Source organism: Pseudomonas sp. VS40, assembly GCF_018587885.1.
Classification (GTDB): domain Bacteria; phylum Pseudomonadota; class Gammaproteobacteria; order Pseudomonadales; family Pseudomonadaceae; genus Aquipseudomonas; species Aquipseudomonas pergaminensis.
Map to the genome: position 1 here is coordinate 487,251 of NZ_JAGYWD010000001.1, position 23,352 is coordinate 510,602.

General features: G+C 61.0%; 22 protein-coding genes. 3 read left to right on the plus strand and 19 right to left on the minus strand.

Features of this window, described 5'->3' with window-relative positions:
• Positions 1–18: 18 nt before the first annotated feature.
• Positions 19–666 (minus strand): adenylate kinase, encoded by a 648-nt coding sequence (adk, locus tag KHP07_RS02230; protein ID WP_010212617.1) that lies wholly within the window; start codon positions 664–666, stop codon positions 19–21.
• A 279-nt stretch (positions 667–945) separates the two neighbouring features.
• The gene (gene ppc, locus KHP07_RS02235) at positions 946–3,591 is read right to left on the minus strand and encodes a phosphoenolpyruvate carboxylase (RefSeq protein WP_214496529.1); all 2,646 of its coding nucleotides are present in this window, start codon (positions 3,589–3,591) and stop codon (positions 946–948) included.
• A 185-nt stretch (positions 3,592–3,776) separates the two neighbouring features.
• Here ppc and KHP07_RS02240 point away from each other — a divergent pair, with 185 nt between their 5' ends.
• From KHP07_RS02240 to lptF, 3 genes are all read left to right on the plus strand, one after another.
• A complete protein-coding gene (locus tag KHP07_RS02240) occupies positions 3,777–4,121 on the plus strand; it encodes a pilin assembly protein (protein ID WP_099493718.1) in 345 nt (114 codons plus the stop codon).
• Positions 4,122–4,394: 273 nt separating this feature from the next.
• Positions 4,395–4,820, plus strand: coding sequence for a DUF4398 domain-containing protein (locus tag KHP07_RS02245; protein WP_214496530.1), 426 nt, complete (start codon positions 4,395–4,397; stop codon positions 4,818–4,820).
• A 55-nt stretch (positions 4,821–4,875) separates the two neighbouring features.
• Positions 4,876–5,661 carry a lipotoxin F family OmpA-related lipoprotein LptF gene (lptF, locus tag KHP07_RS02250; RefSeq protein WP_078047179.1) on the plus strand — a complete coding sequence of 262 codons (786 nt, stop codon included), beginning with the start codon at positions 4,876–4,878 and terminating at the stop codon, positions 5,659–5,661.
• A 93-nt stretch (positions 5,662–5,754) separates the two neighbouring features.
• Here lptF and KHP07_RS02255 read toward each other — a convergent pair whose 3' ends face one another.
• The 17 genes from KHP07_RS02255 to KHP07_RS02335 form a co-directional block, all read right to left on the minus strand.
• Positions 5,755–6,105: a hypothetical protein gene (locus KHP07_RS02255; RefSeq protein ID WP_214496531.1), complete on the minus strand. Its 351-nt coding sequence runs from the start codon at positions 6,103–6,105 to the stop codon at positions 5,755–5,757.
• Between the two features lie 171 nt (positions 6,106–6,276).
• Positions 6,277–6,753, minus strand: a complete 477-nt coding sequence (locus KHP07_RS02260; RefSeq protein ID WP_214496532.1) for a hypothetical protein — start codon at positions 6,751–6,753, stop codon at positions 6,277–6,279.
• A gap of 217 nt (positions 6,754–6,970) precedes the next feature.
• Positions 6,971–7,153, minus strand: coding sequence for a hypothetical protein (locus KHP07_RS02265; protein ID WP_099493717.1), 183 nt, complete (start codon positions 7,151–7,153; stop codon positions 6,971–6,973).
• 110 nt (positions 7,154–7,263) lie between these two features.
• Complete coding sequence (locus KHP07_RS02270; protein ID WP_069022076.1) at positions 7,264–7,590, minus strand: PA3694 family proteiin; 327 nt, start codon at positions 7,588–7,590, stop codon at positions 7,264–7,266.
• Positions 7,587–8,492, minus strand: coding sequence for an alpha/beta hydrolase (locus KHP07_RS02275; protein ID WP_214496533.1), 906 nt, complete (start codon positions 8,490–8,492; stop codon positions 7,587–7,589). The genes KHP07_RS02270 and KHP07_RS02275 overlap by 4 nt, the downstream gene beginning before the upstream one ends.
• A gap of 154 nt (positions 8,493–8,646) precedes the next feature.
• The gene (locus KHP07_RS02280) at positions 8,647–9,924 is read right to left on the minus strand and encodes a flavohemoglobin expression-modulating QEGLA motif protein (protein ID WP_078047176.1); all 1,278 of its coding nucleotides are present in this window, start codon (positions 9,922–9,924) and stop codon (positions 8,647–8,649) included.
• Positions 9,925–9,945: 21 nt separating this feature from the next.
• Entirely contained in the window at positions 9,946–10,494 is a 549-nt protein-coding gene (locus KHP07_RS02285; RefSeq protein WP_078047175.1) for a hypothetical protein, read from the minus strand.
• 16 nt (positions 10,495–10,510) lie between these two features.
• Positions 10,511–11,227, minus strand: coding sequence for a TetR/AcrR family transcriptional regulator (locus tag KHP07_RS02290; protein ID WP_078047174.1), 717 nt, complete (start codon positions 11,225–11,227; stop codon positions 10,511–10,513).
• Between the two features lie 106 nt (positions 11,228–11,333).
• Complete coding sequence (gene lysS / locus KHP07_RS02295; RefSeq protein ID WP_078047173.1) at positions 11,334–12,836, minus strand: lysine--tRNA ligase; 1,503 nt, start codon at positions 12,834–12,836, stop codon at positions 11,334–11,336.
• An 81-nt stretch (positions 12,837–12,917) separates the two neighbouring features.
• Positions 12,918–14,013, minus strand: a protein-coding gene (prfB, locus tag KHP07_RS02300; RefSeq protein ID WP_099493714.1) for a peptide chain release factor 2 whose coding sequence is annotated in 2 segments (ribosomal slippage) — positions 12,918–13,940 and positions 13,942–14,013 — 1,095 coding nt in all. Because the reading frame shifts where the segments join, the coding sequence is not laid out codon by codon here.
• Positions 14,014–14,902: 889 nt separating this feature from the next.
• The gene (locus tag KHP07_RS02305) at positions 14,903–15,904 is read right to left on the minus strand and encodes a response regulator (protein WP_078047172.1); all 1,002 of its coding nucleotides are present in this window, start codon (positions 15,902–15,904) and stop codon (positions 14,903–14,905) included.
• Positions 15,905–15,955: 51 nt separating this feature from the next.
• Entirely contained in the window at positions 15,956–16,966 is a 1,011-nt protein-coding gene (locus KHP07_RS02310; RefSeq protein WP_214496534.1) for a chemotaxis response regulator protein-glutamate methylesterase, read from the minus strand.
• Positions 16,963–19,233 carry a hybrid sensor histidine kinase/response regulator gene (locus tag KHP07_RS02315; RefSeq protein WP_214496535.1) on the minus strand — a complete coding sequence of 757 codons (2,271 nt, stop codon included), beginning with the start codon at positions 19,231–19,233 and terminating at the stop codon, positions 16,963–16,965. Before KHP07_RS02315 ends, KHP07_RS02310 begins: the two co-directional genes overlap by 4 nt.
• Positions 19,230–19,931, minus strand: coding sequence for a chemotaxis protein CheW (locus KHP07_RS02320; protein ID WP_078047169.1), 702 nt, complete (start codon positions 19,929–19,931; stop codon positions 19,230–19,232). Before KHP07_RS02320 ends, KHP07_RS02315 begins: the two co-directional genes overlap by 4 nt.
• The gene (locus tag KHP07_RS02325; protein ID WP_214496536.1) at positions 19,928–21,187 is read right to left on the minus strand and encodes a CheR family methyltransferase; all 1,260 of its coding nucleotides are present in this window, start codon (positions 21,185–21,187) and stop codon (positions 19,928–19,930) included. Before KHP07_RS02325 ends, KHP07_RS02320 begins: the two co-directional genes overlap by 4 nt.
• A complete protein-coding gene (locus tag KHP07_RS02330; protein WP_078047167.1) occupies positions 21,184–21,696 on the minus strand; it encodes a chemotaxis protein CheW in 513 nt (170 codons plus the stop codon). The genes KHP07_RS02325 and KHP07_RS02330 overlap by 4 nt, the downstream gene beginning before the upstream one ends.
• Complete coding sequence (locus KHP07_RS02335; protein ID WP_078047166.1) at positions 21,696–23,318, minus strand: methyl-accepting chemotaxis protein; 1,623 nt, start codon at positions 23,316–23,318, stop codon at positions 21,696–21,698. The genes KHP07_RS02330 and KHP07_RS02335 overlap by 1 nt, the downstream gene beginning before the upstream one ends.
• Between the last annotated feature and the right edge of the window lie 34 nt (positions 23,319–23,352).

Here is a 23,352-nt window from a genome sequence, read left to right on the forward strand (position 1 = left end):
TTGAAGCCAGTCGAGGGATCAGCTCAGTGCTTGCAGCACTTTGGCAGTGATCGCTTCAACCGAGCCGACGCCAGGAATGTGGCTGTACTTCGGCTTGCCCTGGGCAGCGGACAGCTTCTGGTAGAAGTCCACCAGCGGTTTGGTCTGGGAGTGGTAGACCGACAGGCGATGACGCACGGTTTCTTCGGTGTCGTCTTTACGCTGCACCAGGTCTTCGCCGGTCACATCGTCCTTACCTTCCACTTTAGGCGGGTTGTAGACAGTGTGGTACACGCGGCCAGAGGCTTCGTGAACGCGACGACCGGCAATGCGCTGGACGATCTCTTCATCTTCAACCGCGATTTCGACCACGGCATCCAGCTCGACGCCGGCCTTCACCAGGGCTTCAGCCTGGGGAATGGTGCGTGGGAAGCCGTCGAACAGGAAACCGTTCTTGCAGTCTTCCTGGCTGATGCGTTCCTTGACCAGGTTGATGATCAAGTCATCGGAAACCAGGCCACCGCTGTCCATCACGCTCTTGGCGATCAGGCCCAGCTCGGTGCCAGCCTTGACGGCCGCACGCAGCATGTCGCCGGTGGAGATTTGTGGAATGCCGAATTTTTCAGTGATGAACTTTGCCTGAGTACCTTTACCGGCCCCGGGAGCTCCCAGCAGAATGACGCGCATCGATGTGCTCCTCAATTTTTTATAGAGATGACGCTCGGATTCGCCGCGGGGGGCCAATCGCGTAAAAATAGAATTCGGGCCGCCCAAACGGCCAAAGGCTGATCAAGATACACAGCAGGCCTTAAGCACACAAGCCGCCAAAAGTCGCAGGAACCCGCGCCGTGCATGCGTCATAGGTAGGGTGTGCCTGGGGGCAACCCGGCCCTGTAAACGTTGACCGCCCCTTTCAGGGCGGTCGTTGCGGTTGGCTCGCAAGCCGTTGAGAACACGTAAAAAACCCTAGCCGGTGTTACGCAAACCGGCGGCAATACCGGCCACGGAGACCAGTAGCGCCTGTTCCAGAGGGCTGTCCTGTGCCGCTTCCTGCTGGCGCGAGCGGGCCAGCAACTCGGCCTGCAACAGGTGCAAGGGGTCGAGGTAGGTGTTGCGCAGGCGGATAAACTCCAGGGTATCAGGGCTATGGGCCAGCAGTTGCGACTGGCCAGTCAGGCCAAGCACCACGCTGCACGCCTGCGACAATAGGTCGCGCAGATGCGCACCCAATGGCAGCAGGTCGGGCTGCACCAGGCGCTCGTCATACAGGCGCGCGATGTCGGCATCGGCCTTGGCCAGCACCATTTCCAGCATGTCGATGCGGGTACGGAAGAACGGCCACTGCTCGCGCATTTGCCCCAGCAGCTCGCCTTCGCCGCGCTCCAAGGCCTTGCTCAGTGCCGCTTCCCAGCCGAGCCAGGCGGGCAGCATCAAGCGGGTCTGGGTCCAGCCGAAAATCCACGGGATCGCGCGCAGGCTTTCAATACCGCCCGCCCGACGCTTGGCGGGGCGACTGCCCAACGGCAAGCGGCCCAGTTCCTGTTCCGGGGTGGACTGGCGGAAATACTCGACGAACTGCGGATTTTCCCGCACCACGGCGCGATAGGCGCTGACCCCGTCCGCTGCCAATTCGTCCATCAAATGGCGCCAAGCCGGCTCGGGCGGCGGCGGAGGCAAGAGCGTCGCCTCCAACACAGCGGCCAGGTAAAGGTTGAGGTTCTGCTCGGCGATATCCGGCAAACCGAACTTGAAGCGAATCATCTCGCCCTGCTCAGTGGTGCGGAACCGCCCCGCCACCGAACCCGGCGGCTGCGACAGGATCGCCGCGTGCGCCGGGCCGCCGCCACGGCCCACGGTGCCTCCGCGACCGTGGAACAACAGCAGCTCCACTTGTTGCTCGCGGCAAATGTCCACCAACCGCTCCTGCGCCCGGTATTGCGCCCAGGCAGCGGCGGTAGTGCCGGCATCCTTGGCCGAGTCCGAATAGCCGATCATCACTTCCTGCGGCCCCTGCAAACGCGCGCGATAGCCCGGCAGCAGCAACAATTGCTCGATCACCGGGCCGGCGTTGTCCAGGTCGGCCAGGGTCTCGAACAGCGGCACCACGCGCATTGGCCGTTGCACGCCCGACTCTTTAAGCAGCAGTTGTACCGCCAACACGTCCGACGCCGCACCCGCCATGGAGATGACGTACGAGCCCAACGATGCAGCGGGGGCAGCGGCCACTTCCTTACAGGTGTTGAGTACTTCGGCGGTGTCGGTCGAGGGTTTGAAGTAGCTCGGCAGCAGCGGTCGACGATTGGCCAGTTCCTTCATCAGGAAGCTGATACGCGTCGCTTCGTCCCAGTCTTCGTAACGACCGAGGCCGAGGTAATCGGTGATTTCAGTCATGGCGGCCGAATGACGGCTGGAGTCCTGGCGCACATCCAGGCGCACCAGGAACAGACCGAACGTCACTGCACGCCGCAGGCAATCGAGCAGCGGGCCATCGGCGATCACGCCCATGCCGCACTCGTGCAACGACTGGTAGCACAGCTCCAGCGGCTCCAGCAGGTCGCGGTTGTTCTGCAGCACTTCGCCAGGCGCGGGCGTGCTGCTGCTCAGCGCCGTGTGGGCCCATTGGCGCGTGGCCCGCAGGCGTTCGCGCAATTGCTTGAGCAGGGCGCGATAGGGTTCGACGCTGTCACCGACCTTGGCCTGCAATGCCGGGCTGGCTTGCTGCATCGACAGCTCGGAAGCCAGGTGGTCGATGTCGCGCAGGTACAGGTCGGCCGCCATCCAGCGCGCCAGCAACAACACTTCCCGGGTGACCGGCGCGGTGACATTCGGGTTGCCGTCACGGTCACCGCCCATCCACGACGCAAAGCGGATCGGCGCCGCCTCCAGGGGCAAGCGCAGGCCGGTGGCGGCGTGCAGGGCCTGGTCGGCCTTGCGCAGGTAATTGGGAATGGCGTGCCACAGCGAATGTTCGATGACCGCAAAGCCCCACTTGGCTTCGTCCACCGGCGTGGGCCGGGTGCGGCGGATTTCTTCGGTGTGCCAGGCCTCGGCGATCAAGCGTTGCAGGCGCTGGCGGATCTGCTCGCGCTCCGCCGAGGTGAGGTCGCGGTGATCCTGCAGCGCCAGTTGGGCGGCGATGGCATCGTATTTCTGGATCAGGGTGCGGCGCGCCACTTCAGTAGGGTGGGCGGTGAGGACCAGTTCGATCTCCAGGCGCCCCAACTGGCGGGCCAGGGATTCGTTGCTGTGGCCTTCGGCTTGCAGACGCGCCAGCAGCTCAGGCAATACGCGGGATTCAAAGGGCGCCGGTTGCGACTCATCGCGCCGGTGAATCAGTTGGTATTGCTCGGCGATGTTGGCCAGGTTGAGAAACTGGTTGAAGGCCCGGGCGACGGGCAGCAGTTCGTTTTCCTGCAACTGATTCAGACGGGAGCTCAGCTCATCCCCCGCCGCCTTGTCGGAAATGGCTCCGCGGCGGTCAGCCTTGGCGCCTTTGCGGATCTGCTCGATCTTGTCGAGAAAATCATCGCCGTACTGGTCTCGAATGGTGTTGCCCAACAGCTCACCCAGCAGGTGAACATCCTCACGCAAGCGTGCATCGATATCACTCATCAGCCAATCTCCAGCCAGAAATCCGGGACGCGCAGGTCTGCCAGAGTGCCGCCAGCATCGTTTTATGACAAGACTTTAAACCTTGTGAGTTGCAGCTAGTCTCAACACTGAGTCGCCTGTGTTTATCCATGCACGCGACTGGTCACTCATCACTGCCTGCCATCGCGGGCTCCATTGAGGTTGCCATGAAAATCCGAGAACTGGCCCAGCATTGGGAAGAGAACGCCAAGGGTCGCTTGACCAAGACCGAGTACGCCATCCACCTGGACGTGGAGTCTGCCGCGAGGCTAGCGGCCATTGCCGAAATGTACCCCAAGCGCCAAACCGAAGAATTGCTCGGCGAGCTGATCGGCGCCGCCCTTGAAGAGCTGGAAGCCAGCTTTCCCTACATCAAGGGTCAGCAGGTGGTCGCCACCGACGAAGAGGGGGACCCGCTGTACGAAGACGTCGGCCCTACCCCGCGCTTTTTGACGCTGTCGCGACGCTATCTGCATGATATGTCGCTCAGCAGCGACGAACAGAAACACTGAAGCCACTCCAGCAAAACCCTTGTACGCCGGGCCTTCGCGGGCCAGGCGTACCGCTGCGCAACGCAGAAGTTCCAACTTTTTTACCCTGACCAATCAGTCAGATATTTTTTTAGGCAAATCGCCATCTTCTCTGAACTTTTGAAAAAAGCCTCCGGTCACAGCCAGTAAGCCATCACTTGGAACGGTCGTTTTAAAGGGCAATTTGTGCTTTACCGCCAAGGCCCCAACCGCTGACCAGTGACATGGATTTTGATGTATTTCAGGAGTTATCCAATGGAGTTGAAGACGATGAAGACCAGCACTGCCAAATCCTCGTTTAACCATCTGCGCGGGCTCAAATTGGCCGCGCTGGCAATCGGCACCAGCTTCGTTCTGGCAGGTTGCGCCGGTAACCCGCCGACCGAGCAGTACGCGGTGACCCAGTCCGCAGTGAACAGCGCTGTCAGCGCCGGCGGCACCGAGTACGCGGCTGTAGAAATGAAGTCGGCCCAGGACAAGCTCAAGCAAGCCGAGATTGCCATGCACGACAAGAACTACGACGAAGCCCGCCGCCTGGCTGAACAAGCCGAGTGGGACGCTCGCGTCGCAGAGCGCAAATCCCAGGCCGCCAAGGCTGAACAAGCTCTGAAGGATTCCCAGAAGGCTGTTGATGAGCTGCGTAAGGAAGGCATGCGCCCGGCTGCTATCCAGCAGAAGTAAGACGCACCCCTTGACCGCATCGCACCTGATATCGAATTGAAAGGACGACACGACTATGCGTAAACAATTGATGATCCCTGCCCTGCTGGCGATGAGCGTTGCACTGGCGGCCTGCTCCACCCCGCCTAACGCGAACCTGGAAAACGCACGGACCAACTTCTCGGCCCTGCAGACCAACCCGCAAGCCACCAAGCTGGCGGCACTGGAAACCAAGGACGCCAGCGAATGGCTGGACAAGGCTGACAAGGCCTACCGCGACAAGGAAGACGAGAAGAAAGTCGACCAGTTGGCCTACCTGACCAACCAGCGCGTTGAAGTGGCCAAAGACACCATCGTGCTGCGCGAATCCGAAGCCAAGCTGAAAAATGCCGGTGACGAACGTGCCCGCGCCCTGCTGGACGCCCGTGATGCACAGATCAAGCAACTGCAAGACAGCCTGAATGCCAAGCAGACCGATCGCGGTACCCTGGTAACGTTCGGTGACGTGCTGTTCGCCACTAACAAATCCGACCTGAAATCCAGCGGTCTGGTGAACATCACCAAACTGGCTCAGTTCCTGCGCGACAACCCGGACCGTAAAGTGATCGTCGAAGGCTACACCGACAGCACCGGTTCCGACTCTTATAACCAGAGCCTGTCCGAGCGTCGTGCGTCTTCCGTGCAACGCGCACTGGCTCAGCAAGGCGTGGACATTTCGCGCATCGTGACCCAGGGTTATGGCAAGGAATACCCGGTTGCCGACAACGGCAGCGTTTCGGGCCGTGCCATGAACCGCCGCGTTGAAGTGACCATCTCCAACGACAACCAACCGGTCAAGCCACGGTCTTCCGTCGCTAACTGATCGATAGGTGCAAAAAAAGCCCCGCCTGAATAGGCGGGGCTTTTTCGTTGTGTCTGACCCCAGGCGAAAGCTCTTCAGCACTTGATAACTGACTTAATTACTAGAGTAACCCGCTGTACGATTGCCGTTCTGCCCCGAATTAATGTAACTGCTAAAGCCCCCGGAGTTACCGTTATTGCCATAGTTGCCATGGCTACCGTGACGATTGGGTGAAGTCACCCGCAGCCCATCTATCTCATTGCCATTGCGCCCATGATTTTCATAGCGACTATGTGCGCCACCATTTCCGTTATTGCCATAGTTACCATGATTGCCGTTATCACCGCCGCCATAACGGCTGCCCCACGCACGTTGCTCGGCCGCAGGCCTCCAAGCCTGTTCATCGGGATAACGTGCGTAAAATGCATTGCGGTATTCATAGTGCGAGGCTAATAGCTGAGTCATCTTGACACCTTCTCTATTCCAGTAGACTGATGGGTTACACGTTCGCAATATAATAAGCGGCACTGTTCAGTCCGAATTACATCACCCCCATTAATTGGTGCCTTATTGGCAACCAGTTCATTTCGAATATTCTAGAAAATAAGTCAACGTTTGAAAGGGTGCGCCACTGCTTCAGGGCTGATTACCTTGCCTCAGGCCATTACGGGAAGGCCCGGCGCCTGCGGCGATTCGTTGATTACCGTTTATTCCGTGGTTGGAATAACCACTGTGACTCCCGCTGTTACCGTTATTTCCGTAGTTACCAAAATTGCCGTTATTCATGCTGCCATGGCCGCTATTGACATGCACACCCACTTGAGCTGACTTCACATCCCTGACGCTCACGTAGTGAATGTTGAAGATGTAGTTGTTATGGGTGACTGTAAGCGGCCGCTTCGATTCCAGCGGCTGACGCCAAGGTGCTCGCCCCATGTGCTGGGCTATCCCGCGATTCGGCGCTTGAATGCCGGCATACCTGGGTCGCTGGCTCGGTTGATAACTGGGGTAATGGCTTGCGTTGCCGCCACGGCTCCAGCCCATACTCTGTCCCGTGACAACGTTCCATGCCGTGGACATGGTCGTGAGGGTGTTCATGACTGCCGTGTTCATCAACGAGTCCAATCTCATCGCTATACTCCAAATGTAATTTCCCACGCGCCGGATTTAATCTCCTGACCGATATAGCAGTGGTCTCCCGCCGCTATCAGTTCCGTGCGGTATACCTTGGTAATAAATGATGGAGTGGCGCGACCCGCTTTCTCACTGATGCTGATGGATCAATTGAGCAGAAATAAAAAACCCACCAGAAGCGGTGGGTTTTTCACGTTTAGAATGTGATCGGACGCTTATCGTTCTCGAAACCCGCACCTGCAGGTTTCTCTTTGCACTGCTCCCCCTGTTCCTTTTGCGCGATGTCATCGATGCCCCCGCCAAGTGCTTCAACCAGCGCCTGCATCCTGGACATTTCCAACCACCTGTCTATCGCACTTATCTCACCCAACTTGACCATGACTCTCCCCTTGCTGGCGGTCCGCGACGACCCATCACGAACGTTGACGAGCCATTGAGTGGTCGGTCAGGCAAAACGGTTCCAAATATTTCAGACGCGATGCGCCCGGATCACTGCTGGAGCTGTGGTGTCTCCTGGCCCATGCACCGCACCGCCTGTTTCTTATTATTCACCAGCACACCGCTCAGGCCTTTCTGCTCGGTGTCGAACATCACCAGCACGCCATCCACACACTGCGCCACTTGCGCTGCCGGGGTCAGGGAGATCTTGTAGTCCTCGCCTGGCACGGTCTTGAGCAGGGTGAAATCGCTGAGCAGTAACGCATCTTCCGGCTTGGCGAAGTGCAGGTAGCCGTAGTACCACAAGCAGCCGACGGTACCGATGATGGTGCCGATGCCGGTGAGGATCAGCGGGATCATGTTGCGTTCTTCGCTCATTGCGGGTTCTCTGATGAATCAACGTTAGGAATGGGGTAATTCGGAATTTCGCCCAGGCGACGCAAACCGTTGAAGTGTTGCGGGTCTTCCAGGTAGCGCAGCATCACGGTTTGCCAGGTCTTGTCGGCAAAGGTCTGTACATGCCCGCCCCGGGTCAGTTGCAATACCCTGGGCGGTGGCGCGGCCTGGTACAGGCGGATGCCGTTGGCCACGGGCACGATCGGGTCATCCAGGCTGTGGAACAACAGCTTCGGCACACTGGTCAGCTGGGGCATGGCATGGATCGCACTGTCGGCGTCCGGGACCAGCCAGGACAGCGGCACCTGAAACGGCCATGTTAACCACGAGGTGCTCAGGGCGAATTGTCCTACGTCACGATAACTGGCAGGCACGCCGTCCAGCACCAACGCCTTGAGCTGGGCTTGGCGCTCCGGGTGAGCTGCCAGGTAGTGCACCGCCAATGCACCGCCCAGGCTTTGGCCCAGCACGATCAGCGGCTGGCCCTGGGTTTCAGGCGCCTTGTCGATCCAACTGAACGCCGCGTCCACATCCTGATAGATCGCGGGTAACGAGGGCTTGCCTTCCGACAAGCCATAACCGCGATAGTCCAGCAGCAGCACTTGGTAGCCTTGCTCAGGCAACCACCAACTGCCACCGAGGTGCCAGGCCAGGTTGCCGCCGTTACCGTGCAAATGCAGCACCGTGCCCTTGAGCGGCACACCAGCCTGGGCCGGCAACCACCAGGCGTGGAGCTTCACGCCGTCGGCGGTGGTCAAGGTGACGTCGCGATATTGCAGATGGGCTTTTTCCGGCGTGAATGGCAGGCCGGGTTCGGGGTAGAACAGCAGTGAGCTGCAGCCGTTCAATGTGAGTAGCAGGCAAAGAATGCCGAGGATTCTCATCCGTTGAAGCCTCGCTATTATTCGAAATTTTAAATTTCAGAGATTCAAATGTGGGAGCGGGCTTGCTCGCGAAAGCCGTGTATCAGTCAACTTATGTATATCTGATGTACCGCTTTCGCGAGCAAGCCCGCTCCCACAGGTCGATCCGGTTTCGTCAAAGGATATTCGAGTAATCCGCCTCGATCCGGTCCAGGCTCAAGTGGTTGAGGAAGTTGGAGAAGCACATCCACGCCGCCAGGGCGTTCATGTCACGGAACTGCTCGGGCAGGTACTTGGGCGGCACCACCAGGCCTTCATCGACCAGTTGGCGCAGGGTACGCATGTCTTCCAGGGTGGTCTTGCCGCAGAACAGCAGCGGCACTTGTTCCAGCTTGCCTTTGCGCACGGCGAGCTGGATGTAGTTGTAGACCATGATAAAGCCCTTGAGGTAGGACAGGTCCTTGGTAAACGGCAGACCGGTCGGCACCGAGCCACGGAATACGCGACTGGCGTTGCCATAGCTTTCGGCCATCTCAAAGCCTTGCTCGCGGAAGAACTCGAACACCTGCAGGAAGTCGGCGCCCTCTTCCACCATGTGGATAGCGCGGGTGCGGTTGGTCAGCTTGCGCAGGCGACTCGGGTAGGAGGCGAAGGTGATGATCTCCATCAGGATCGCCAGGCCTTCCTGGGTCACGGTGGACGACGGCGGGCCCTTGGACAGGAAGGTGCAGATCGGCTGGTTCTGGCCATTGAGGGTGGTGCCCACGTGCACCAGGCCCTCATGCACTTCCAGGGCGCGAACGTCGCGGTCGTTGAACATCGCGTCGGCGCGGATCTTGATGTAGTCGGCACCCGCCGCGGCGTCGGCGACGATACCGTCGGACTCGAACACGCGGATGGTTTCTTCGGCCTCGCCGAACACCTTGTTCAGGCGAGTTTGCAGCAAGGCGACGGCGTCCTTGGCGGTGAGGGTCTTGGCCTCATCCTTCAAGTCGCCACGGCCATCGATGTTGTTCAGGTAGTCGGACAGCATCAGGCCCAGGTCGGCCAAGGTCGGGTCGCCGGCGTGAAACGCATCGGAGGCCGCGCCGTACAGCTCCTGGGAAATCAGGCCGAAATCCTCGGTGCCGCGCGCTTCGAGCATGCGCACCACCATGCGGTATTCCTTGCACATGCGGCGCATGATCTGCCCCACCGGGCTGAACTGGCCAAGGCGGCGGGTGATGTCGCGCTCGATGTTCTGGAATTCCAGCTTCACCGCGCTGGAGTCGAAGGACAGTGGCCGATTGAGGTAGTAGTCGCGGTTCACCGCCGGCATTTCCTTGCCCTTGGCCTTGAGGAATCCCTGGCGAATGTTTTCGTCCCACTTCACGGCGTCGAGGACGCGAATCGGTGTTTGCGCCAGCACAATGCGATCAGACAAGGTGCGTATCGTCTGCTGGTAATCGTCCACCCGGTGCTTCCCCTTTAAACGTTATTTGCCCGCGCGCCGGTAGCGCACGGCTTCCACGAATACATCGGCATTGGCCGGGTCATCCAGGTACGCAAACACCTGGTCCAGAGGGCTGTCCACCAGCACCCCGGCGCCTTCGACGGTTTGCACAGTACTGCCATGCAGTGACTTTTGGCCTATCGCTTGATGAATCTGCTCAAGGTCGAGGTTGTAGACCACCAATTCGTGCTTTTCGTCGATTTCAAACCCAGCGAGAATGAAATGCCCACCCAGCTTGGCCGGCAACGGCGCCGACAGGTACCAGCGATCACCATGGCGCGACACACTGAACAGGTACTCATCACGCTGCTGCGGCTTGGCTGTAGGGTAGCTTACGGCTTTGTAGCGGTGTTCACCGACGCGCGTGATTCGCAGGTTGAGCGGCTCGCCCCAGGCATTCTTGCTCGACCACTGGCCCAGCAGGGCTGGCGGTGCGGCTTCATGGGCCGGCAGCGGGTCCTTGAAGGTCACCAGGCAACCGCTGAGCAGCAGGAACGACAAGGCGATTACAACCCTACGCCAGGTTTTCATTGGACATCCCCCGGTGTCAGACCGAGGCCAACACCAAATGCATGTAACGCTTGAGGATCTCAAGCATCTCTTCACCGGTCAGAGGCTCTGCGCCGCCCAGCAGGCCCTGATATTCCATCCGACTGATTATCGCCGTCAACACTTTGGCATCCTGCTGTGGCTCACGCGAGCCCAACACCTGGAAAAACTGCCCCGTGCCCTGCAACAGAATCTGCTGGTGGGAGCGCACCAGTTCAGCCAGGCGCGGGTTGAGCAAGGCTTCCTGGCGGAACGCCTGCTCGGCCATCAAGTGTTCACGGCGATTGGTCAGTTGGCGCTGCACGTAGTCGGCGGTCAGCCGTGCGATGTCATCGGCCAGTTGCGAGCGTGACTGCGGGCTGCCATCACCGTAGGCGACCATTTCACGCAGCAGGCCTTCGTTACGCACCCACAACTTGCCCATGAAGGCGGCGCTGCGCTCGACGTATTGGGCGAAGGTATCGGTGAGCAGGTCATCGATGTCCTTGAAATAGTAGGTGGTGGCCGACAACGGCACCCCCGCCTCCGCCGCCACCGCGCGATGGCGCACGGCCCGCACGCCGTCACGCACCACAATGCGCATGGCCGCATCGAGAATGTCTTGCCTGCGCTGCTCACTGCCCCGACGGCTGGCCTTGCGGCCCTGGTACTGGACGCTTTCAGCCACGGCAGCAGCAATGCCGGCGGCGCCTTCTTGAGCCATTACGCGGTTCACGACACACATCCTTGAAAAGATCAAAACCTGGCGCTGTTTGCTTGACGCTTATAGACGCCCCATAAAAAAGCCGCCTTATAAAAGGCGGCTTCGGATTTCGCTACGGTTACGCTTGTGGCCGCATGTGCGGGAACAAGATCACGTCGCGGATCGACGGCGAGTTGGTCAGCAGCATCACCAGGCGGTCGATGCCGATCCCTTCACCGGCGGTTGGCGGCATGCCGTATTCCAGGGCACGCACGAAGTCAGCGTCGTAATGCATGGCTTCGTCGTCGCCGGCGTCCTTGTCCGCCACCTGGGCCATGAAGCGCTCGGCCTGGTCTTGCGCATCGTTGAGCTCGGAATAGGCGTTGGCGATTTCACGGCCACCGATGAACAGCTCGAAGCGGTCGGTGACGTTCGGGTTGTCATCGTTGCGACGGGCCAGCGGCGACACTTCGAACGGGTACTGGGTAATGAAGTGCGGCTGTTCCAGCTTGTGCTCGACCAGCTCTTCGAAAATCATCACCTGCAATTTGCCCAGGCCTTCGAAGCCCAGCACCTTGGCACCGGCTTTCTTGGCGATCGCACGGGCCTTGTCGATGTCGTTCAGGTCGTCGGCGGTCAGCTCAGGGTTGTACTTGAGGATCGAGTCGAATACCGACAGGCGCACGAAGGGCTCGCCGAAGTGGAACACTTTGTCGCCGTACGGCACGTCAGTGCTGCCCAGGACCAACTGCGCCAGTTCGCGGAACAGTTCTTCGGTGAGGTCCATGTTGTCTTCGTAGTCGGCGTAGGCCTGGTAGAACTCCAACATGGTGAATTCTGGGTTGTGACGGGTCGAGACACCTTCGTTACGGAAGTTGCGGTTGATCTCGAACACTTTCTCGAAGCCGCCAACCACCAGGCGCTTGAGGTACAGCTCCGGCGCGATACGCAGGAACATTTCCATGTCCAGCGCATTGTGGTGGGTTTCGAACGGCTTGGCTGCGGCACCACCGGGGATGGTTTGCAGCATCGGCGTTTCCACTTCCAGGAAGTCACGCTTCATCAGAAAGCTGCGGATGTGGGCGATGACTTGCGAACGCACGCGGAAGGTCTGGCGCACGTCTTCGTTGACGATCAGGTCAACGTAGCGCTGGCGATAGCGCTGTTCGGTGTCCGTCAGGCCGTGGTGCTTGTCCGGCAGCGGGCGCAGGGATTTGGTCAGCAGGCGCACGCTGGTCATTTCAACATACAGGTCGCCCTTGCCGGAACGGGCCAGGGTGCCTTCGGCGGCAATGATGTCGCCCATGTCCCAGGTTTTCACCGAGGCCAGGGTTTCTTCGGACAGGGTCTTGCGGTTGACGTAGACCTGAATGCGACCGGTCATGTCCTGGATCACCATGAACGAGCCACGGTTGAGCATGATGCGACCTGCCACCTTGACCGGGATCGCAGCCTCTGCCAGCTCTTCCTTGGTCTTGTCCGCGTACTGCTTCTGCAAGGCATCGCAGTAGTTTTCGCGGCGGAAGTCGTTGGGGAAGGCATTGCCCTTGGCGCGCTCGGCAGCAAGCTTTTCCTTGCGCAGGGCGATCAGGGCGTTTTCTTCCTGTTGCAGGGCTTGCGGGTCGAGTTGTTGGTCGCTCATGTCTTTTGAAATTCCATCACAGATACGTTTTCCCCAGCCTTCGGCTGGGGATCGCGGGCAAGCCCGCTCCTACAAGGTTCTTTAGAGGCCGGATTTCAGGCTGGCTTCCAGGTATTCGTCGATATCGCCGTCGAGCACCTTGTCACAGTCGCTGCGTTCGATGTTAGTGCGCAGATCCTTGATCCGCGACGCATCCAGCACATAAGAGCGGATCTGGTGACCCCAGCCGATATCCGACTTGGTGTCTTCCAACGCCTGTGACGCGGCGTTGCGTTTCTGCATTTCCTGCTCGTACAACTTGGCCCGCAGCATTTTCATGGCGGTGTCCTTGTTGGCGTGCTGGGAACGTTCGTTCTGGCAGCTGACCACGGTGTTGGTCGGTACGTGGGTGATACGTACGGCCGAGTCGGTGGTGTTCACGTGCTGGCCACCGGCACCGGAGGAACGGTAGGTGTCGATACGCAGGTCGGCCGGGTTGATCTCGATCTCGACCTTGTCGTCGATCTCTGGCGAGACAAACACCGCAGAGAACGAGGTGTGGCGACGGTTGCCGGAGTCGAACGGGCTCTTGCGCACCAGGCGGTGCACGCCGATCTCCGTGCGCAACCAGCCAAAGGCGTATTCACCCTTGATATGCACGGTCGCGCCCTTGATACCGGCGACTTCACCGGCGGACAGTTCCATGATGGTCGCTTCGAAACCGCGCTTGTCAGCCCAGCGCAGGTACATGCGCAGCAGGATGTTGGCCCAGTCCTGCGCCTCGGTGCCACCGGAACCGGCCTGGATGTCCAGGTAGGCGTTGTTCGGGTCCATTTCGTGGCTGAACATGCGGCGGAATTCAAGCTTGGCGAGGTTTTCCTCGAGACGGGCCAGCTCGGCGACGACATCGCCCACTGCGCCTTCGTCGTTTTCTTCGACGGCCATGTCCAGCAGGTCACGGCAATCGGCCAGACCGGTGTTCAGTTCGTCGAGGGTATCGACGATCTGCGCCAGCGCAGCGCGCTCGCGGCCCAGTTCCTGGGCGTATTCGGGTTTGTTCCAGACACTCGGATCTTCAAGCTCGCGATTGACTTCGGTCAGACGCTCATGCTTTTGATCGTAGTCAAAGATACCCCCGAATAGTTTCGGAGCGCTCGGACAGGTCCTTGATGGTGTTAAGGATCGGGTTGATTTCCATGGCGGGCAGCACTCGTTGGCGAACTTTTGAAAGCCGGCGAGTATAACGGGAAATGGGGGGGAGCGGCAGCCCGCTTGGCGAAAAGGCGTTGGGGGTGGGCTTTACGGGGTACATATCCGTTGCTGCGGTAACGGCTGGTATTGGTTCCGCTCTTACAGCGGGTCACTTTTGAAAAGAGCCCAAAAGTAACCAAAAGGCTCTTGCCCCAACACTCGGCACCTCGCCTAGGCTCGGTGTGCCCGTAATCCGACAGTGATTTGGGGGGCCGCCGCCACGCGCCATCCATGGCGCGGGGCAGCTAAACCGGCATCCCTGCCGGTTTACCCCCCAAATCCCTGCCGAATTCCGGCCAGCGTGTTTGACGGGGCGCCTAAGATCAAGATCAAAAGCAAGAGCACAGCGGCCTGACAGCCGGCTTGAGTGGTGTGAAGCAAAGGCAAAAGCCAACGCGGTCCTGTAGGAGCCGGCTTGCCGGCGATGGTCTTCAACGATGACGCGGGGGAACCTGACAAAACGCGGCGTCCTCACGTTTTTCGCCGGCAAGCCGGCTCCTACAAGGGACTGCGTATCCACGATGCGAAGCGAGTCGCTCTTGATCTTGATTTTGATCTTAGGCGCCCCGTCAAACACGCTGGCCGAACGCAGGCTTGAATCCGTGGGTAACCCGGCAGGACGCCGGGTTAGCCGCGCTGGGCCAAGGATGGCCCATCGCGGCGGCCCACGGATTCAAGCCGGAGTGAGGGCATGCCGAGCCTAAGCGAGGCACCGAGTGTTGGGGCGAAGCGTTTTTGGTTACTTTTTGCGCTCTTCAAAAAGTGACCCGCTGTAAGAGCGGAACCAATACCAGCCGTAACCGCAGCAACGGATATGTACACAGCAGCGCTAAGCCCTACTCAATCCCCACCTGATTCCGCCCATTATGCTTAGCCGTATACAACCCCTTATCCGCCGCCATGATCAATTGACGACAATCCGTCCCCTGCACCGGCGTCATAGTCGACAGCCCAATACTGATAGTCAGACTCGCTCCCTCAGTCGGCGCGTTATGCGGAATCTTCAGAGCAGCCACCGCCATGCGCAGCTTCTCGGCCACCAACCGCGCCCCGCCCGGCGAGGTGTTAGGCAGCACCAGGGCAAACTCCTCACCGCCATAGCGCGCCGGCAAATCCGAAGGCCGACTGCTCGCCTCACGAATGGTCGCCGCCACCTTGCGCAACGCCTCATCCCCTTCAACGTGCCCAAAACTATCGTTATAGGTCTTGAAGAAATCCACATCAATCATCAACAACGACAACTGAGTCTGGTCACGCATGGCCCTACGCCATTCCAGCTCCAGGTATTCATCAAAGTGACGACGGTTAGACAGCCCGGTGAGGCCGTCGGAGTTCATCAGCCGCTGCAATACCAGATTGGTGTCCAGCAACTGCTGCTGGCTGACCCGCAACGCACGGTAAGCCGCATCCCGCTGCAACAGGGTCATGTAGGACCGCGAGTGATAGCGAATGCGCGCCACCAACTCGATGTTGTCCGGCAGCTTGACCAGATAATCATTGGCCCCGGCAGAAAAAGCCGCGCTCTTGATCAGCGGATCTTCCTTGGTGGAAAGCACGATGATCGGGATGTTCTGCGTGGCCGGATGGTTGCGGTATTCGCGTACCAGGGTCAGGCCGTCAAGGCCAGGCATCACCAGGTCCTGCAGGATAACGGTCGGCTTGATACGGATCGCCTGGGCGATGGCCTGGTGGGGATCGGCGCAGAAATGGAAGTCGATGTTTTCTTCATGGGCCAGGCCACGCCGCACGGCTTCGCCGATCATGGCCTGGTCGTCGACCAGCAACACCATGGCGGCGTTTTCGTCGGTCTTGATGTCGTCGATCTGTAAATCATTCATGTGCAGTCACCTGAATTACTGCCTGCAAGCCGGTGCTGCGAGAGGTCGTGTTCATTTGGCAAAGACCTCCAGCAATCGGGGCGCAATTCTATCCAGTGGGCGAATTTCAACAGCAGCATCAATCGCCGCCGCCGCTTTGGGCATGCCATACACCGCCGAGCTCTGCTGATCCTGGGCGATGGTCAAATAACCTTGTTCACGCAGCAACTTGAGGCCCTGGGCCCCGTCGCGCCCCATGCCGGTCAGCAGTACACCGACGGCATCGCCATTCCAGTGGCTGGCCACTCTTTCGAAGAACACGTCGATCGAAGGCCGGTAAATCTCGTTCACCGGCTCTGCGGTATAGGCTAGCGTGCCATTCTTCAATAAACGAATGTGGTGGTTGGTGCCGGCCAGCAGCACCACGCCGCTTTGCGGGGGCTCGCCTTCGCGGGCCAGGCGTACCGGCAGGCCGGAGGCGCTGCTCAGCCACTCGGCCATGCCAGCGGCGAACACCTGGTCCACATGCTGCACCAGCACGATGGCGGCGGGGAAGTCGCGGGGTAAGCCCTTGAGCAGGATTTCCAGGGCAGCCGGGCCGCCCGCCGAAGAGCCGATGGCCACCAGGCTCTGGCGTTTGCCCGAGGAACGCTGCGGCGCGGTTTCGGCGCGCACGCGGCTGCCGCGCTGGCCGATCAGCCAGCCGATGTTGAGGATCTTGCGCAACAGCGGTGCCGCCGCATCCTTGGGGTTGCCCACGCCGAGGGTCGGGGTGTCCACCACGTCCAGGGCACCGTGGCCCATGGCCTCGAAGACCCGGCTCACGTTGGCCTGGCGGTCGACGGTCACGATAACGATGGCGCACGGGGTCTCGGCCATGATCTGGCGAGTGGCTTCCACACCGTCCATCACCGGCATGATCAAGTCCATCAGGATCAGGTCCGGCGTCAGTTCGGCACAGCGCTGCACCGCTTCCAGGCCATTACTGGCCACCCACACCACCTCGTGCGCAGGCTCGAAGCTCAAGGCGCGGCGCAAGGCCTCCACTGCCATGGGCATGTCATTGACGATCGCAATCCTCATGCCCGTGCGCCTCCGATCAGTTCCACCACGGCGTCCAACAGGGCATCATCGTGGAAACTGGCTTTGGCTAAATAATAGTCGGCGCCGGCATCCAGTCCACGACGTCGGTCTTCTTCACGATCTTTATAAGACACCACCATCACCGGCAACGATTGCAGGCGACTGTCACGGCGCAAGAGTGTGACCAATTCAATACCGTCCATGCGAGGCATATCAATATCAGTGATCAACAGGTCAAAGTCTTCGGAACGCAAGGCGTTCCAGCCGTCCATGCCATCGACCGCCACGGCCACTTCATAACCACGATTAAGTAACAATTTGCGTTGCAGCTCACGCACGGTCAGCGAGTCATCGACCACCAGCACCCGCTTGCGCGGCGCCTCGGTGGTTTGCTGGCTGCGCCGGGCAATACGCTCCAGACGGCCGGTGTTAAGCAGTTTGTCCACCGAACGCAGCATGTCTTCCACGTCGACGATCAACACCACCGAGCCGTCATCCAGCAAGGCACCGGCGGAAATATCCTGGACCTTGCCCAGGCGATCATCCAGCGGCAACACCACCAGCGTACGCTCGCCGATAAAGCGCTCCACGGCAATCCCGTAGACCGCATCGCGCTCGCGGATCACCACCACTTTCAAGGTTTCGGACGGGGCCTGCCCCGCCGGGCGCTGCAACAACTGGCTGGCGGCGACCAGGCCGACATGCCGGCCCTCGTGCCAGAAATGCTGGCGACCTTCCAGCTGCACAATGTCATCCGGCGCCAGGTCGCACATGCGTTCGATATGGGCCAGCGGGAACGCATAGGCTTCCTCGCCGACTTCCACCACCAGGCTGCGCACCACCGACAAGGTCAGCGGCACTTCCAGGTGAAAACGACTGCCCTGCCCCGCCGTCTGTTCCAGCACCACTGCGCCGCGCAGTTGGCGGACCATGTGCTGCACCGCATCCAGGCCGACCCCGCGCCCGGACACTTCGGTGACCTTGTCGCGCAGGCTGAACCCCGGCAGGAACAGGAACGTCAGCAACTCTTCTTCGCTCAGGCGCAGGGCGGTTTCCACCGGCGACAAGTGCCGGTCGACGATGGTGCCGCGCAGGCGCTCCAGGTCGACGCCATTGCCGTCATCGCTCAGTTCCAGCACCAGCAAACCGGCCTGATGAGAGGCGCGCAGGCGGATCAAGCCTTCGGCCGGCTTGCCCGCCAACAGGCGTTGCTCAGGCATTTCGATGCCGTGGTCGACGGCATTGCGCAATAAATGAGTGAGCGGCGCTTCGAGTTTTTCCAGCACGTCACGGTCGACCTGGGTCTTTTCGCCCTCGATCTCCAGGCGCACCTGCTTGCCGAGGCTGCGCCCGAGGTCGCGGACCATGCGCACTTGCCCGGCCAGCACATCGGCAAACGGACGCATGCGGCACGCCAGCGCAGTGTCGTAGAGCACTTGGGCGCGTTGCCCGGCCTGCCAGCCAAACTCGTCCAGCTCGGCGGTTTTTTCCGCCAGCAGGGCCTGGGCTTCGCTGAGCAGTCGGCGCGTGTCGGCCAGGGCTTCCTGGGCTTCGTGGTTCAGGGCCTGGGTCTTGAGTTGCCCGTCCAGGGTGTCCAGTGCGCGTACGCTCTGGCTTTGAATGCGTTTGAGGCGCTGCAGGCTGGCCAGGTACGGCTTGAGCCGCTGGGTTTCCACCAGGGATTTGCTCGACAGGTCCAGCAGGCTGTTCAAGCGCTCGGCAGTCACCCGCAGTACGCGTTCGCCGCCTTCGGTCATGCGCTTGCCTTGGCGCGGTGGCTCGCTGGTCACCGGCGGCGCGGGCTCGGGTTCCGGTGGCAGTTCTTCGACCACGGGCGCAGGCGCAGGCTCTGGCGCGGTCGGTTTAACCGGCGCCTGGGACGGATCGAGCAGGCGCTCCATCAACGCCACGTAGGCTTCGATGTCCGCCGGCCCCACGTCATTGCCGGGTGTAGCGATGCGCATCAGCAGGTCGGTGCCTTGCAGCAGCGCATCAATATGCTCAGGTTGCAGGTACAGGCGGCTTTCCTGGGCGCTGACCAGGCAATCCTCCATGACGTGGGACACGCTGACGCCAGCGTCCACCCCAACAATGCGGGCGGCGCCCTTGAGCGAATGCGCCGCGCGCATGCAGGCTTCAAGCTGGTCGGCCTGGGTCGGGTTGCGCTCCAGGGCCAGCAGGCCCGCGCTCAGTACCTGGGTCTGCGCATCGGCTTCCAGGCTGAACAGTTCCAGCAGCGAGGCATCGCGCATCTGGTCGGGGGTCATGTGAGGCTCCGGGTCACGGCGGACAACAATTGCGCCTCGTCCAGCCAACGCAGGCTGCGGCCTTTCCACTGCAACACACCTTGGGTGTAGCGCGCGCTGGCCTGGGTGCCCGAGGCGGATGCTGCCTTCAAGGTGCGCTCATCGATGGCGTGAATTCCGTCGACTTCATCCACCGGCACCACCACCGGGCCATCCTGGGCAGCGATGATCAGCATACGCGGCATGATCCGCCCACCGCTGGCGCCATTGCCGGTAGCGTCCAGGCCCAGCAACTCCACCAGCGACAGGCACGCTACCAGCGCGCCGCGCACGTTGGCCACGCCGAGCAAGGCGCGCGAGCGCTGATGGGGCAGCGAGTGAATCGGTTGCAGCGGCGCGACTTCCACCAGGCAGCGGGTGGCAATGCCCAGCCATTCTTCGCCGAGACGGAACATCAACAGCGACCGGGTGACCACATCCTCGTCCACCTCGACCGCCGCGTGCGGTCGATGCGCGTCCTGCTGCAAGGCGTAACGGTCGAGCAAACGCGTGGCGGCCGCCGAGTACACCGAACAGTTACGGCAATGGATATGGTCTGCCAGCAAGGGGCAGGACTTGTCGCCGTGGATGCCGATACGGTTCCAGCAATCGTCGATGGCCTGGGTGTCGGCCAGGGTCAGGTCCAGGCCCGCGGTGTCGAGCGCGTCGGTGCTACTCATCGTTTGGACTCACTGTCAGCTCGCTCACTCCGGGCAGCCCGCGCCTGCAAGCGGCGCGCCCCCGCACTGTCGCCCTGGGACTCGAGCAACGCGGCCAGGTGCATCAAGGCCTGCGGATGCTGGGGTTCCAGGTACAAGGCTTTTCGATAATAGCCCTGGGCTTCCAGGGCGCTGCCGGCCACGTCGCTGAGCAGCCCCAGCCAGTAGAACACCTGGGCGGCGGGCGGGTGACTACTCAAGTAACGTTCGCAGGCTGCACGGGCCTCGGCACTTTTGCCTTCGTTGGCCAAGGTGGCGATCTGGCTGAGCAAGTCGCCTGCGTCGGACGGCGGCGCCTTGATCGGCACCACCTGGGCACTCGCAGAGGTAAACGGTCGTGGCTTGGGGGCAATCGACGCGGTGCTGCGTTGCGGCAATGGCGCGGGCATCGGCTTGAACGCGGGTTCAGGCTGGGCCGGCTCGGCATGCCGGCTGAACGCAAAGGACTGCGGCACACCGATCGAACGCATGCCATGGCGCCCCAGCAGGCTGCCCTCGGCGGGGCCGATAAAGAGCACGCCATCCACGTGTGTCAGGCCCTTGAGCACGTCGAACACTTGCTTCTGGGTCGGCTGGTCGAAGTAGATCAGCAGGTTGCGGCAGAACACAAAGTCATAGCTCGGCTCATTGGCCAGCAGCGCCGGGTCGAGCAGGTTGCCGACTTGCATGCGCACCTGTTCGCGCACGCGGTCGGCCAGGTGATAGCCGTCGCCATACTCAGTGAAGTGGCGGTCGCGAAAACCGATATCTCCCCCGCGAAACGAGTTCTTGCCGTACACCGCACGTCGCGCGCGCTCCACCGACAGCGGGCTGACGTCCATGCCCTGCACTTTGAACTGGTGCGGCGCAAGGCCGGCGTCCAGCAGCGCCATGGCAATCGAATAGGGTTCTTCGCCGGTGGAACACGGCAGGCTGAGGATACGCAGTGCGCGCATCTGCTTGATTTCCGCCAGGCGCGCCTTGGCCAGGCGAGCCAGGGTCGCAAAGGATTCGGGGTAACGGAAAAACCAGGTTTCGGGAACGATCACCGCTTCGATCAGCGCCTGCTGCTCATCAACGGAGCTTTGCAGGTGCAGCCAGTAGTCGCCGACCGTTTGTGCATTGACGGCCTGGCTGCGCTGGCGCACCGCACGCTCGATGATGGCTTCGCCGACCGACGCGACGTCCAGGCCGATGCGCTCTTTAAGGAAGGCAAAGAAACGCGGGTCGTGGCTCATACGCGCAGCTCGGCAGAAAACAGCACGGCGCGCACGTCATCGGTGAGCAGTTCGTTGACGCCGATCCACTGCATCAAGCCCAAGGCATCTTCACGCACCAACCCCAGGTATGGCGCCTCGCGGTTGTCCAGGCCGTAGGTCTTGAACTCGCCAAGGTCGCAACGCAGGGTGTCGGTGGCTTGTTCCAGGATCAGCCCCAGCCAGCGGGCTTCAACCCAGGGCTGCGGCTGGTAATTGACCAGCACCAGGCGCGTGCTGGTACGTGCCTGCGCCGGTTGGCCGAAGGTCAGGGCGCAGAGGTCGATGACCGGCACCAGCGCGCCACGGTGGGCAAAGATGCCCGCCACCCACGCCGGCGCATGAGCAATGGGTTTGAGCGGCACGCGCGGCAGGACCTCGGCAATTTCCGTGGCCCTGAGGGCGAAGCGCTCGTCGCCGATGTGGAACACCAGGAACAACGCCTTTTTCGCTGCCGGGACGGCGCCGCGTTTAGCCGCGAGGTCGCTCATCAGACTTTGAAACGCGACACGCCGCTGCGCAGACCGACCGCGACCTGGCTCAGCTCGTCAATGGCAAAGCTGGCCTGGCGCAGGGACTCCACGGTCTGGCTGCTGGCATCGCCCAGTTGCACCAGGGCGTGGTTGATCTGCTCGGCACCGGTGGCCTGGGCCTGCATGCCTTCATTGACCATCAACACCCGTGGCGCCAGCGCCTGCACCTGATGGATGATCTGCGACAGTTGCTCGCCCACTTGCTGCACTTCGAACATGCCGCGACGCACTTCTTCAGAGAACTTGTCCATGCCCATCACGCCCGCCGACACCGCCGACTGGATCTCGCGCACCATCTGTTCGATGTCGTAGGTGGCCACGGCAGTCTGGTCGGCCAGGCGCCGCACTTCGGTGGCGACCACGGCGAAACCACGGCCGTATTCGCCAGCCTTTTCGGCCTCGATGGCGGCATTGAGCGACAGCAGGTTGGTCTGGTCGGCGACCTTGACGATGGTCACCACCACTTGGTTGATGTTGCCGGCCTTCTCATTGAGGATCGCCAGCTTGGCGTTCACCAGGTCGGCGGCGCCCATCACCGAGTGCATGGTCTCTTCCATGCGCGCCAGGCCTTGCTGGCCGGAACCGGCGGCGACCGATGCCTGGTCGGCGGCGGTGGACACTTCGGTCATGGTGCGCACCAGGTCCTTGGACGTGGCAGCGATCTCGCGGGAGGTGGCGCCGATCTCGGTGGTGGTGGCCGCGGTTTCGGTGGCAGTGGCCTGTTGCTGCTTGGAGGTGGCGGCGATCTCGGTCACCGAGGTGGTCACCTGCACCGACGAGCGCTGGGCCTGGGACACCAGCGCGGTCAGCTCGGTCATCATGTCGTTGAAGCCGGTTTCGACGGCGCCGAACTCGTCCTTGCGCTCCAGGTTCAGGCGTTTGCTGAGGTCGCCGTCGCGCATGGTTTCGAGGATGTCGACGATGCGCTGCATTGGCGCCATGATCGCGCGCATCAGCAGCAGGCCGCACAAGCCGGCGGCGAGGATGGCGATGACCAGCGACACGGCCATGCTGATCTTGGCCGACAGCACCGACTCGTCGATCGCCGCCGTGGCCCGGTCAGACACGTTCTTGTTTTCAGTAATGATGTCGTTGAGCTTCATGCGCCCTTCGGTCCAGATCGGCGTCAATTGCTCTTCCAGCAATGTGCGCGCACCCGGCAGGTCATTGGCGTCGACGCGCTCGAGTACCTGGCTCAGGACTCTGTTGTAATTGATGTGCGCCGCCTTGAAGTTATCGAACTCCATGCGATCGGCCTGGCCATGAATGGTTTTTTCATAGCTGGCCATCTGCTGTTCAATACGCGCTTCGAACGACTTGTAGTCCGTCTTATCGGTATTAGTGAAGGTTTTGTCGTCGCGCAGGCCGATGATGTCGATGGTCTGCAAATAGCTATCGACCCAGGCGCTGCGGATCATCGAGCTGAGGTATACCCCTGGCACCGCATCGTCCCGGACCGCTTCCTGGCTGGCTTCGATCTTCAGCAACCGTGAGTAGGACACCACGACCATCAGCAGCATGATCGCGATAATGACCGCAAAGCTCGCCAAAATCCGTTGGCGCAAGGTCCAATTCTTCACAGTAATTCCTCGAAGGGCCATTCAAATGGGGGGA